Here is an 11876-nt window from a genome sequence, read left to right as displayed (position 1 = left end):
ACCACCAGTTCGCCGCCGTCGCCGCCCGCACCCCACACCCCGCCCACCAGCTGCGTCCCGAAGCTCCACACGGCCCGTGTGCCACCACGGACGTCGACGTTCGACTCACGTTCGGTGGTTCCGCTGTCGCCATCCGGACGCCATCGGAGGGCTGGTGCCGGATCTGCCGGTTTATTGATGGTGTTGGTGTCACTATGGCAGGCGTGGGAACTGCGAAAACTGCCATGCCTGCGATCTCGCCGCTCACCGGCGATCCCATCAAGCGGGCCGATGCCGAACGGCTAGCGGGGGTGCTGAAGGCCTTCGCCGATCCGGCGCGACTCCGGTTGCTCAGCCTGATCCAGTCCGCGCCGGAAGGTGAGGCGTCAGTGAGTGACCTCACCGCGGCGCTCAACCTCTCCCAGCCGACGGTGAGTCATCACCTTCGGATCCTCACCGAGGCCGGCCTCCTCGAACGCGACAAGCGCGGGGTCTGGGCGTACTACCGCCTGGTGCCCTCCGCGATCGCGCAGATCGCCGACCTGTTGACGCCGCCCAGGAAGCGGGCGACGAAGAGGGCCCGCTGACCGGGCCGGAAGGCGGCTCGTCACATCCGCTCCACTGTGCGGATGCCCAGCAGACGCAGCCCCTGCCGCAGGGTCCGGGCGGTCAACTCGGCCAGCAGCAGCCGACTCTCCCGCAGATCATCCGTGGCACGTAACACCGGGCAGCGCTCGTAGAACGCGTTGAACGCTGTCGCGAGTCGGTGCAGGTAACCGGCGAGCTGATGGAACTCGAGGCTCTGCTCCAGCTCGCCGACCACCGCCGCGAAGCCGAGCAGCTCGACCGCGAGCGCCCGCTCCGCCGGCTGCGCCACGACGATGGGGGCGTCCGGCCGCACGGCGGTCCCGGCCCGCCGCAGCACGGACCGGATCCGGGCGTACGCGTACTGGAGGTAGGGCGCGGTGTTGCCGTCCAGCGCCAGCATCCGCTCCCAGTCCAGGACGTAGTCCTTGGTCCGGTCGACGGACAGGTCGGCGTACTTGATGGCGCCGATGCCCACCGCGCGGCCGATCTCCTCGGCGGTCCCGGCGTCCAGATCCGGGTTCCTGCTCCGGGCCAGGTCGGTGGCACGGGCGACCGCCTCCTCCAACAGCCCGACCAGCTTCACCGACTCACCGGCCCGGCTGCGCAGCATCCGCCCGTCGGCACCGAGGATGGACCCGAAGCCGAGGTGCTCGGCCCGTGCCGGCGGGCAGAGCCAGCCGGCCGCCTCGGCGACGGCGAACACCATCGCGAAGTGCTGCCGCTGCGGTAGGCCGACGACGTACAGCAGCCGGGTGGCGCCCAACTCGCCGACGCGCTGCCGCAGCGCGGCCAGGTCGGTGGCCGGGTAGCCGTACCCACCGTCGCTCTTGCGCACTATCAGCGGCAACGGCTCGCCGTCGCGGCCGGTGAACCCGGGCGGAAAGACGCACTCGGCCCCGCCGCTGGGCAGCAGCAGCCCCAACCGGTCCAGGTCGTCGACGACGCCTGCGAGCAGGTCGTTGTAGGCGCTCTCGCCCCGAAAGTCGGCAGCGGACAACGTCACGTCGAGCAGGTCGTACACGGTCAGGAAGTACCGCTCTGACTGCGTCACCAGCAGCCGCCACAACCGGCGGGTCCGCTCGTCACCGCCCTGCAACGCGACCACCCGCAGCCGCGACCGTTCCTGGAACGCCTCGTCGGCGTCGAACGCCACCCGGGCCGCCCGGTAGAAGGTGTCCAGGTCCCCCATCGACAGGTTCTGCGCGGCTTCGGCCTCACCGAGGTCGATCAGGTGTTCGATCAGCATGCCGAACGGTGTCCCCCAGTCACCCAGGTGGTTGACCCGCACCACCCGGTGTCCGAGCCACTCCAGTAGCCGGACCGCAGCATCACCGATGACTGTGGAGCGGAGGTGCCCGACGTGCATCTCCTTGGCCACGTTGGGCGCCGAGTAGTCGACCACCACTGTCTGCGGCGTCGCGGTCGGCGGCACGCCGAGCCGGGGGTCACCGGCCAGCCCGGCGACCAGGTCGGCCAGGGCCTGGTCGGAAACCGTCAGGTTGAGGAAGCCCGGCCCGGAGACCTCCGCTGACACGCCGACGTCATCGAGCACCGCGTGCGCCAGCACCGCGGCGGCGATGTCGCGCGGCGGGCGGCCGAGCCGCCGGGCCAGCGCCAGCGCCGCGTCGGACTGGAAGTCCGCGCGCGGGGACCGCCGCACGAGCGGGTCGACCGGGCCGCCGGCCACCGCCGCGAACGCCGGTGCCAGCCGGTCGGACAACAACTTTTCAAGATCCATGAGTACGCCGATCTCGCTCGGACCCACGCTGCCACGTGAGCCGTTGACGGGGAGATACTGGCGGACCGAGGACGACCAGCGAACAACCGGCGGCTCGATCCGCCGGTCGCAGGAAACAGGTCAGCGCGGGCGGGCGACGGATCGCCGGCGTCGCCCCGCACCGACCTGGACGTCACACGACAGTCCGGTGCACTGAGCGATCACGCTGGTCATGCGGGGCAGCCTAGCGGCCCGGCCGAGGCGACGACACGCCATTTCCGCGGTCCCGCCGATGCCCGAGGGGCCCCCTGTCGTTTCGGTCGACTCGGGGCAGGGAACGTCCTCGGGACAAACGAGGGGTGATGATGAGCCGATACACACCACTGTCGATGGCCCGTACGCGACGCGCGCTCGCGCTGCTCGGCACCGTCGCACTGGCCGCTGCCTGCACCGCCACCGAGGATCCGCCCGGCTCGGCCCCGGCGACCACCGCGCCGGCCACCGCGTCGGCATCAGCGCCCCCGACAGACCCGCCGTCGCCGAGCGCGAGCACCCAGGTGACCATCCCGACCTCGGCCTTCGTCGAGTTGCCCGCCGAGCTGCGGAAGTCTCCTCGACGGACGACGCCCGTCGAGGAGGCCCTGCCGAAGCTGTGTGGCAACGAGTTCGGCACCGGCGGCCGGCAGGTCACCGCGAGCGCCGCGATGACAGTCACCTACCAGAAGGCCGGCGAGCCCTCCAGCAACGTGCCGCAGGGGATGATCCACCAGACCATCTTCACCTTCGACGGCGACGGCGCCTCGGGTTACCTGGGCCGGCTCCGCACCGCCCTACAGGCGTGCCCCTCGTACGACCAGTCCGGAAGCCGCGTCACCGTCAAGAGCAAGGCGCTGCCCGGGGTCGGCGACGAGGCGTTGCTGCTGACCCGGACGTGGCCCGAGACGAGCCTGAACGGCGAACGCACCGGCGGCACCGCGTCCAGCCAGATCGCTGTGGCCCGCGTCGACAGCGCGGTGACGGTCTTCGACGACCAGGGGTGGGAGGGCACCAGCGGCAACCCCGCCATCCTGGACCGGGTCGTCCGCGACGGCGTAGGCACCATCGACGCCTGGCAGCGGTAACCCCGAGGCCGCCGCCACAACGGCTTCCACCGACCGGTTCTGTTCTCCGTCGGATCATGGACACCTGGACCCGAGCCGCCCTCGCGCCCGGAGACTAGAGGATCTCGGTCCACAGTGACGTCGACGACCTGGATGTGGCGGCTGATGAAGGTTTCTCCCCCGGGCAGTGGCGAGCACCGCGACGGTCCACCGCACGCCGGCGAGCTGTTCACCGACCGGGAGAGCGAGTCCCAGGCGTTCAAGTCGACACTGACCCGTTTTCGCCAGCTGCTCGACAGCGACGACGAGGTCGGGGTCGCCCGCCACAACGTACTGACCTTCTACGGCCTGGGCGGCATCGGCAAGACCGCGCTCTCGGAACGGTTGGAGGCCTGGGTCCGTCACGATCTCCCGCTCGTCAACGGCTGGGGTCCACCTCCGGCCACCACCGTCGACGCGACGGCCCGCATCGACCTGCACGGCTCTGCCGGTCGAATGGACCTTCCGGCCGCACTGCTCGCGTTGAGGGCCGGTGCGGCCGGCATCCGCCGCCGCTGGCCGGTCTTCGACCTGGCGTTCACCGCCTACTGGTCGGCCCTCCGTCCCGGTGAGCCGCTGCCACGCTTCCGGGGGCGGGACGAGCTGGAGAACTCCGTGGCGGAGACGGCGGGCGAGGTGCTCAAAGACCTCGGCTCGCTGGCGGACCTCGCCGGTGGCACGGCCGCCTCGCTCGGAGTGCGTGGTGTCCGGAAGGTCGTCGGCGTACTTCGGCGCCGACGTGATCTGCGGCTCGCCGTCGACGGGTTCCCGGGCTTCGAGGATTTCCTGCTCCGTTGCGCCGACGAGCCGAGCCCCACCGAGCCTCGACCGGCCCTGGCCTGCGAACTCGCCGCGGCTCTGTCGTGGGAGCTGGCCCAGATCGTTCCGTCGCCCCTGGTGGCGGTGTTCGTCGACACGACCGAGCGGCTCGCCCTGGACCCGCGACGGGTCTCGGAGGGGCACCTCAACCGGCTGATCCACTGCATGCCGAACGTGTTGTTCGTGCTGACCGGGCGCGATCTGCTGGACTGGTACGACGAGAGCCGCCTCGACCTTCCGCACCGTGGCCCGTGGACCTGGCCAGGGCTCGTGCCGGGTGCCTCGGACAATCCCCGGCAGCATCTCGTGGGCAACCTCTCCCCCTCGGACACGCGGGCGCTGATCCTGCGCGGACGTACCCGACTCGACCTGCCGATGAGCGACGACGTCGTCGAGCACCTCGTCCGATCGTCGGCGGGGCTGCCGCAGTATCTGGAACTGGCCCGGCAGGTCGCCATCTCGATCAAGGATGCCGGGGTTGGACGCCAGGTGAAGGCCCAAGACGTCACGGGTTCCCTCGGTTCATTGGTGATGCGCATCCTCGACGACGTTCCGGCCGACGAGCAACGGGCCATCCGGGCCGCGTGCCTGTTCCGGGTCTTCGACACGCACCTCATGGCGGCCGCGGCGGACGTCGACCACGGGTGCGCCGAGCGGGCCGTTCGGCGTCCGATGATCGACCGCCACCACGGCGACCGCTTCCCGTACCGGATACACGACGCCGTCCGGGAGGCGATCCGCCGGTCCGACCACCAGATCTCCGGCGGCTGGGCCGAGCGCGACTGGGAACTGGCCGCCGGCCGGGCCGCCGCGACAGTCCGACGTCTGCATGACGATGCCAAGGATCGTGAGGACAATCGCGAGGTCCTGGACCTGATCGGTGTCGCGGTAGTGCTGGTGTGCGAGCAGAGCACGACGCTGGAGCCAGCTCCGAGCGAGAACTACGCGGACTGGTTGTCACGCGCGATCGTGTTCAGTCCTTCGGTGCAGGGCCTACGGTCCCGGGTGCCGGCCGCGAGCCGCACCGAGTACGGCCGCCTGGTCCTGAACTTCATCGCGGCCAAGTCCATCGAGACGCCCGTGGACGAGCGGCTCAGTCTGCTCCGCGAGATCTTCGACTCCGATCACCCGCTCTGGACGCCCGCGGGCCGTCATCTGGGCTACACCCTGCGGCTGCACCAGCGTTGGGACGAGGCGCTCGCCGTCTTCGACGAGCTGGTCGCACGTAAGCCCACGCCACTGCACCTGGGGCAGCGTCCACAGGTGCTGAGCCTGGCGCGACGTTTCACAGATGCCGACCAGGCCGCGCAGGGGCTCCCGGTGCGGAGCCTCATCACGAGGGTGGCGGAGTACGCCCATGGCCGGCCGGAGCGCTACTTCGCCGAGGTCCCCGACAAGATGGCGAAGCTGCGCGGCGCCGGTCGCCAGCGGGAGTACCTGGAAGAGGTCGGCACACTGCTGATGCGGCGGGCGTTCTTCCGCGGCGATGTGAGCGCCGACGAGATGCTCGACTTCGCCGAGCAGGCCGAGCTGTCCGGCCACCTGGTAGCGACCCGCTCGGCGCTGCTGACCACTGTCCTGCTGGGACACTCTGCCCCGACGGACATCGCGCCGACCATCGACCGGCTACGAATCCTGGACGAGGCGTCGATGGGCGACATCGGGTACCGCTACGGACTTGCCGAATCCTGTACCGCACTGATCGTCGGCGACCGCGACCGCCTGGAGCGACTACGAGACGAGCTCAGCCGGCTGACGTCGCGAACCCGTTCGATGATCCCGGTCGAGTGCTTCCTGGAGTCGGTCGGCCTTCCACTGCCCGCTCAACCAACCCAGTGGCTCGAGCCCGCCGAGGTCGTCACCCGCCGCTGGGCCGATCACTTCGCGGCGTACGCCGCACGTCACAGGTAATGCCAACCCATCATCATCCGTCGCTACGGGAGGTTCACCATGTCGGACGGTCAGGCAACGAAGGCCCCGTGGCTTCCGCCGCGGTGGTTCATCCGGCTGGCCTGGTCGGTGCACCGGGGCCTGTACCGGGTCACCGGCAGCAGAGTGGGGCTGTGGCGACCGCGCGAGCACCGGTGGGGCACGCTGCGGCTGACCACTATCGGTCGCCGCACCGGTCAGCAGCGCAGCGTCATCATCGCGTACTTCGAGGATGGCCCCAACCTGGCCGGGGTGGCGATGAACGGGTGGGGCGAAGGCGCCCCGGCCTGGTGGCTCAACCTCCAGGCCAACCCGGACGCGTCAGTCGAGCTCGCCGACGGGCGGCGGCTGGTGCGCGGTCGCGCCGCCACCGACGACGAGCGGTCGCGACTGTGGCCACGCTGGCGCGAGGCCGACAAGAACTTCGACGCCCACGCGGTGCGGCGCCTCTCGGAGACCACAGTGGTGGTGCTGGAGCCCAGATCGGAGGGTGACTCCCCAACGTCAGGTCAACGGCCGAACGCGAGGTAGCGACCCAGGCCGAAGTTCACGACCAGGACGATCGCGCCGACAACGGCGCGGCTAGCTCGCGCGCCGAGGCCGCCAGCGCGAGTCCTCAACGGGAGGTCGGGTTGTGCCGGTGGCCCTCGGCCAGGTTCGCGTCGTAGCCGGCGGCCTGGAGGGCGAACAGTTCGGCGTACCGGCCGCCGGTGGCAACGAGGTCGGCGTGTGTGCCGGCCTCGACGAGCCGGCCGTGGTGCAGGACGAAGATCCGGTCGGCGTGCCGGACGTTGGCGAGCCGATGCGTGATGAGGATCGTGGTGGCACTACCTCTCCGATCCCGGATGGTCTGGAACAGGGCGTCCTCGGCGCGGGGGTCGAGCGCGGAGGACGGCTCGTCCATGATCAGCAGTTCGGCGTCGCGCAGGAACCCGCGAGCCGCTGTGATGCGCTGCCACTGCCCGCCGGAGAGGTCCTGGCCTCGCGCGAAGGTCCGGTCGAGCAGCGTCTCGTACCCGTGTGGAAGTTCGTTGATCATGTCGTGGGCGACGGCACGGCCGGCGGCGGCCTCGATGCGGTCCTGTTGGGCCTCGCTGTCGACGTCGCCGATGGCGATGTTCGTGGCCGCTGTGAACGGCCACTTGTGGTATTCCTGCGTCACCACAGCGATCCGGGCGCGCAGCCCGTCGACGTTCCAGTCCGACAACGGGCGGCCGTTCCACTCGATGCTGCCCTCGGTAGGGGCGCGAAGGCCGGCGATCATCGCGGCGAGGGTCGTCTTGCCCGAGCCGTTCTCCCCGACGAACGCGACAGTCTGGCCGGCCGTGATCGTCAACGTGACGCCGTCGACGGCGGAGTCGTCCCGATCGGGGTAGCGCAGGCTCACCTCGTTGACTGTCAACTCCCGCAGCCGGTCAGGATCGGCCGCCGCAACGGGTCCGGTGCTGGTCGGTAGGTAGGCGTCGGCGCGGGTCATGAAACCGGTGTAGTCGCCGAAGTGCTGCCCCTGGGTGTAGACGTGGTCGACCTGGAAGGTGGCGATGGACAGCGACCGCTGCGCGGACTGCACCGCGATGACGCAGGTCGCCGCGGCGGCGAGCGGGATCTGCCCGTCGAGGAGCAGCAACCCGAGCAGGGCGTAGACGGTGCCGGTCGCGAGACCGCCGACGATGGCTCCGACAGTGGTGGTAGTGGTGACCCGTCGGGCGAGGGCGAGCTGGATGTCGGTCTCCACCTGCATCACCCGGTCGTACTGGTCGAGCAGGAACCGGCGCAGCCCGTAGGAGCGCAACTCCGGGGCCGAGGCACGTTCGGCCATCAGCTTGTGCAGCAGCCACAGTCGACGCCGACGCACCGACCCGGCGTTGTACGTCTGGTAGCGCAGGTGACCGGCCCGCAGCGACGCCCACGCGTTGGGAACCGTGGCGACCAGCAGTGCCAGCAGCAGCAGCGGATGGATGACAATGACGGCAGCCGCAACGGCGAGCAGCCCGGCCAGCCCGGCGAGCAGGTTCATCGACGCCTGCACCAGCGCGATCGTCGACTCGGTGCCGCGCGAGGCGCGTTCCATGTCATCGGCGAACGCGTCGGCGTCGAACGCCTCCAACCGGACCGCTGTGGACACCTCGAACAGGCCCCGCTCCACCTCACGGCTCACCCGGGGTGTCAAGCCGTTCTGCGCGTACCCGGTGGCGATGCCCATCCCCGCGCGGAGCGCGACAGTCGCCGCCAGCACGGCCAGCGCGGGCAGCGCCGCCCGCACCTTGTCCGCGGTCGGTCCACCGGCGAACAGTTCCACCAACACCCGCTGGGTGGCCAGCAGGCCGAAGGCGGCCATCACGCCCGCGCCGACAGTGGCGGCGGCCACCACACCGGTACGGAGCCGGTCCGCGCGCCAACTGATGCCGAGGGCCGTCCGGACCAGCCTGGGCAGTTCCGCGAAGACGGCGAAGAGGCCGGCCTCCGCCCGTGCCCGCACCCCCGTCTCCCACCACATCTCCCGCAGCTCCGGCAGCACCGACTCCGTACGCCCAGGGCCCGGATGACCCGGTCGCACGCGGCGGGCCTCTGCGGTGGCGGTCTCGATCATGGTCGTACCTCCCGGGGGCGGCAGCCGTCGCCGTCTCAGCCAGGGCAGGCGGATTGGCGGGTTCCTGGAGGATTGGACCACCCGACCATGGCCCTTAGCAATTGACCGATCACCGACTGTCATGGATGACCTGGTGGCCGGATTCGGCGCTACTCCATCGCGTCAGACGCCCGTGCCATGATCGCGCTCACCTCACAGCAAGGAGCATGGCGGCATGGCCACGGCGATCGTTCGGGACGAGACAGCGACAGGGAAAGCCATCGACCACTGGCCGTTGACCGGGCTGCCGGAGCGCATCTCCGCTCGGGAGCTGGTCCGGCTGCGGGTCCGCGAGGAAGTCGCCCGGTTCAACGCCCAGCAGCCCGAGCACTTCCGGGGGTTGGTTCAGCCAACCGACACGGAGGCCACCCTGAACGGCTACCGGGTCACCTCGGGCCGGCGGCTCGACTGGGAGCAGCAGGCGGATGCCGCCTGCAAGGCCTTCGCCCGCAACGGTTTCCTGCTGCTGGTCGGGCACCGCCAGATCGATGACCTCGACGAGGAGATCGACCTGCTCGCCGACCCGGACGTGGCGTTCGTACGGCTCGTTCCGCTGGTGGGTGGCTGACATGGCCGACTGGGCAGGGCTCCTTCCCGCCCTGAGCGATGTGGACCGACGTCAGGTGGAGCGCGGTCTCGCCGAGGCCGACGCTCGAATCAGGGCTGTTCTGCACGCCGCCCGCACGTACCACTGGCGGTTCTCGGTGACCAACGTGCCGGAGTGGAGCGCGGTCGAGACGTGGCCCGTGGAGCTGCGCCGGAGCGCCGCCCTGGCCATGCACCTGGAGTCGGCGACCAGTTCGACTCCCACCGCGCTCAACGATGTGGTGCGGAGCCTCGCCGACGGCGACCTGCAGTGGACGCGGGAGGACCTCGTCTGGTGCCTGGAGGTCTGCGCGCGCGGAGAGTCCTACGACAACGGGGCGCACCTGGAGCTACCGGCCGTGATCGCCGCGCGTCTCTCGCCGGCCGAGGTGGCCGACCTGGTGCCCGCCCTCGACGCCCTCGTCAGCGAACTGGTCGGTGACCACTTCGTCGCAGCGGAGCCTCGACGACGCGCCTTCCACCTGATCGGTGCGTGCCTCGATCGCGCCACCGGCAGAGCCGTGCCGTCCTGGCTGCTCCACGACGGAGACGGGTTCGGGCCGCTCGCCCGCGCCGAGCTGGGTGACGTCCTCGCCGCGCCGGGCGTACCGGAGTTGCTGGCGCACTGCGCCGCACTGGAGAAGCCGACAGCGCCAGCGAGGTGGCAGCGCCGCGTCGACGACCTTCTCGCCGGCACACCGGGCGGCACCGCAGCCGTGCAATCGATCCTGGAAGCATTCGCCGCCTACGGTCTACCCCTGCACGAAGACACCGACCGCCTCCTCCGCGGCCTGGTCTGGGCGCTGTCGCGCCAGCCGGACAAACGGGCGACGGACCTGTTGGCGCGGGTCACCGCCGCAGCGGCGGCGGCACCACGACAGGCGCCGGGCTTCCCCCATGCGCAGAGGACGGCGGTGGCGGCCGTTCAACTGCTCGCGGGACGCGACGGCGAGGCGCCGGTACGCACGCTGGCGAGGCTGGCGGTAACGGTCCGGAACAAGGCGGTGCAGAGCCGCGTCCAGACCGCACTTGCCAACCTCGGGGCGCTGCGCGGGTGGTCGCTCAACGAGGTGATGGAGCTTGCCGTCGACGACCACGGGCTCGGCAAAGACGGTCGAGTGTGCACACGGGTCGGGCCGTACGAGGCGGCGGTCGAGGTGATCGGCGAGAAGGCGCGCCTGACCTTCGCCCGTGACGCCGTCCCGCTCAAGGGCGTTCCGGCAGCGGTGAAGCAGGCGTACGGCTCGGAACTCCAGCAACTGCGTGACCTCGCCAAACGCGTTGTCGCGACGCTCAGCGGCGAGCGCCAGCGGGTGGAAGGGCTGCTGTCCGAGGAGCGCACCTGGTCGTACTCGGACTGGTCGGTCCGATACCTCGAACACCCGATCACCGCTACCTACGGGCGGCGGTTGGTGTGGGAGACCAGCACCGACGGCCACCGGTGGACGGCGGGCCTGCCCCGACGCGACAGCGGCGGTTGGACGATCGCCGACCTGGAGGGTCGAGCCGTCCCCGGCGACAAGGTCCGGCTCTGGCATCCCGTCCGCGCGACGACGGACGAGGTTTTCGCCTGGCGGGAGCACGTCCTCGCCGCCGGTCTGACGCAGCCGTTCAAGCAGGCCTTCCGAGAGGTCTACCTGCTCACTCCCGCCGAGGAGCGGACGCACACCTATTCCAATCGGTTCGCCGCCCACATCCTGCGCTACCGGCAGGCGAACGCGCTGATCCGCGCCCGGGGCTGGCAGGCCGGATACCTCGGCACCTGGGACGGCGGCTACGAGAGCGAGGCCACCAAGCCTTTCGGTGGTGGCATGTGGCGGGCGTCGTTCCACCACCAACTGGTCGCCAACACTGATGAGCGCCGCTACGAGGTCGAGTTCTGCTCCACCGACCAGGTGCGCTTCGCCCGACGCGACGGCGCGACCTGGCAACCGACGCCGGTCGTCGAGGTGCCACCGCTGGTGTTCAGCGAGGCGATGCGTGACGTGGACCTGTTCGTCGGCGTCACCTCGATCGCCAGTGACCCGCAGTGGGCCGATCGCGGCGAGGATCGCTTCCACGCCTACTGGCACAGCACTGCCATCGCTGAGCTGACCCCGTCGGCGCAGGTGCGTAGGGACGCACTGGCTCGGCTGCTGCCCCGCACGAACATCGCCGATCGGGTGCGCCTCTCCGAGCGGTATCTACATGTCCGCGGCACCATCCGCAGTTACCGGATCCACCTCGGTTCCGGCAACATCATGATGGAGCCCGACGACGCCTATCTCTGCATCGTCGCGGCGCGCGACCGCACGGGCCGGCTGCACCTGCCCTTCGACGACGACCCCATGTTGTCGACGATCCTGTCCAAGGCGTTCATGCTGGCCGCCGACGACACGATCACCGACACCACTGTGCTCGGGCAGCTCGCCAGATGAGCGGAAAGCCCGGTGATCAGTCCTTGCCCAGGACGTCGAGCTGCGCTCGCAGCGCCGTGGCGATCTCGCCCGCC

General features: G+C 70.4%; 8 protein-coding genes. 6 read left to right on the top strand and 2 right to left on the bottom strand.

The genetic code is table 11. The annotated features are described in order from the left end of the window. Positions 1–224 precede the first annotated feature (224 nt). Positions 225–566, top strand: coding sequence for a metalloregulator ArsR/SmtB family transcription factor (locus AB0C20_RS31390; protein ID WP_238686609.1), 342 nt, complete (start codon positions 225–227; stop codon positions 564–566). A gap of 20 nt (positions 567–586) precedes the next feature. Here AB0C20_RS31390 and argS read toward each other — a convergent pair whose 3' ends face one another. Next, positions 587–2305 carry an arginine--tRNA ligase gene (argS, locus tag AB0C20_RS31385; RefSeq protein ID WP_357569343.1) on the bottom strand — a complete coding sequence of 573 codons (1719 nt, stop codon included), beginning with the start codon at positions 2303–2305 and terminating at the stop codon, positions 587–589. 341 nt (positions 2306–2646) lie between these two features. Between argS and AB0C20_RS31380 the strand changes: the two genes are divergently transcribed. The 3 genes from AB0C20_RS31380 (at position 2647) to AB0C20_RS31370 (ending at position 6702) form a co-directional block, all read left to right on the top strand. Beyond that, entirely contained in the window at positions 2647–3405 is a 759-nt protein-coding gene (locus tag AB0C20_RS31380; RefSeq protein WP_357569342.1) for a hypothetical protein, read from the top strand. Between the two features lie 114 nt (positions 3406–3519). Next, entirely contained in the window at positions 3520–6153 is a 2634-nt protein-coding gene (locus AB0C20_RS31375) for a hypothetical protein (protein WP_357569341.1), read from the top strand. 39 nt (positions 6154–6192) lie between these two features. Beyond that, a complete protein-coding gene (locus tag AB0C20_RS31370) occupies positions 6193–6702 on the top strand; it encodes a nitroreductase/quinone reductase family protein (protein WP_357181901.1) in 510 nt (169 codons plus the stop codon). 85 nt (positions 6703–6787) lie between these two features. Here the strand turns inward: AB0C20_RS31370 and AB0C20_RS31365 are convergent, their stop codons facing one another. Continuing rightward, positions 6788–8668: an ABC transporter ATP-binding protein gene (locus tag AB0C20_RS31365; RefSeq protein WP_357182397.1), complete on the bottom strand. Its 1881-nt coding sequence runs from the start codon at positions 8666–8668 to the stop codon at positions 6788–6790. Between the two features lie 307 nt (positions 8669–8975). Here AB0C20_RS31365 and AB0C20_RS31360 point away from each other — a divergent pair, with 307 nt between their 5' ends. Both AB0C20_RS31360 and AB0C20_RS31355 read left to right on the top strand, forming a co-directional pair. Next, a complete protein-coding gene (locus tag AB0C20_RS31360) occupies positions 8976–9368 on the top strand; it encodes a hypothetical protein (protein WP_357181898.1) in 393 nt (130 codons plus the stop codon). A gap of 1 nt (position 9369) precedes the next feature. Next, complete coding sequence (locus AB0C20_RS31355; RefSeq protein WP_357569340.1) at positions 9370–11802, top strand: DUF4132 domain-containing protein; 2433 nt, start codon at positions 9370–9372, stop codon at positions 11800–11802. The last annotated feature ends 74 nt before the right edge of the window (positions 11803–11876 follow it).

This window comes from Micromonospora sp. NPDC048843 (genome assembly GCF_040649965.1).
Taxonomy (GTDB): Bacteria; Actinomycetota; Actinomycetes; order Mycobacteriales; family Micromonosporaceae; genus Micromonospora; species Micromonospora hortensis.
The sequence above is the reverse complement of the archived record's forward strand: the minus strand, read 5'-3'. Positions and strand labels throughout refer to the sequence as shown.

Excerpts from the sequence above, each read along its gene's own strand:
- argS (WP_357569343.1), bottom strand. The coding sequence starts at position 2,305 with ATGGATCTTGAAAAGTTGTTGTCCGACCGGCTGGCACCGGCGTTCGCG.
- AB0C20_RS31355 (WP_357569340.1), top strand. The coding sequence starts at position 9,370 with ATGGCCGACTGGGCAGGGCTCCTTCCCGCCCTGAGCGATGTGGACCGA.
- AB0C20_RS31380 (WP_357569342.1), top strand. The coding sequence starts at position 2,647 with ATGATGAGCCGATACACACCACTGTCGATGGCCCGTACGCGACGCGCG.
- AB0C20_RS31390 (WP_238686609.1), top strand. The coding sequence starts at position 225 with ATGCCTGCGATCTCGCCGCTCACCGGCGATCCCATCAAGCGGGCCGAT.
- AB0C20_RS31365 (WP_357182397.1), bottom strand. The coding sequence starts at position 8,668 with ATGTGGTGGGAGACGGGGGTGCGGGCACGGGCGGAGGCCGGCCTCTTC.
- AB0C20_RS31370 (WP_357181901.1), top strand. The coding sequence starts at position 6,193 with ATGTCGGACGGTCAGGCAACGAAGGCCCCGTGGCTTCCGCCGCGGTGG.
- AB0C20_RS31360 (WP_357181898.1), top strand. The coding sequence starts at position 8,976 with ATGGCCACGGCGATCGTTCGGGACGAGACAGCGACAGGGAAAGCCATC.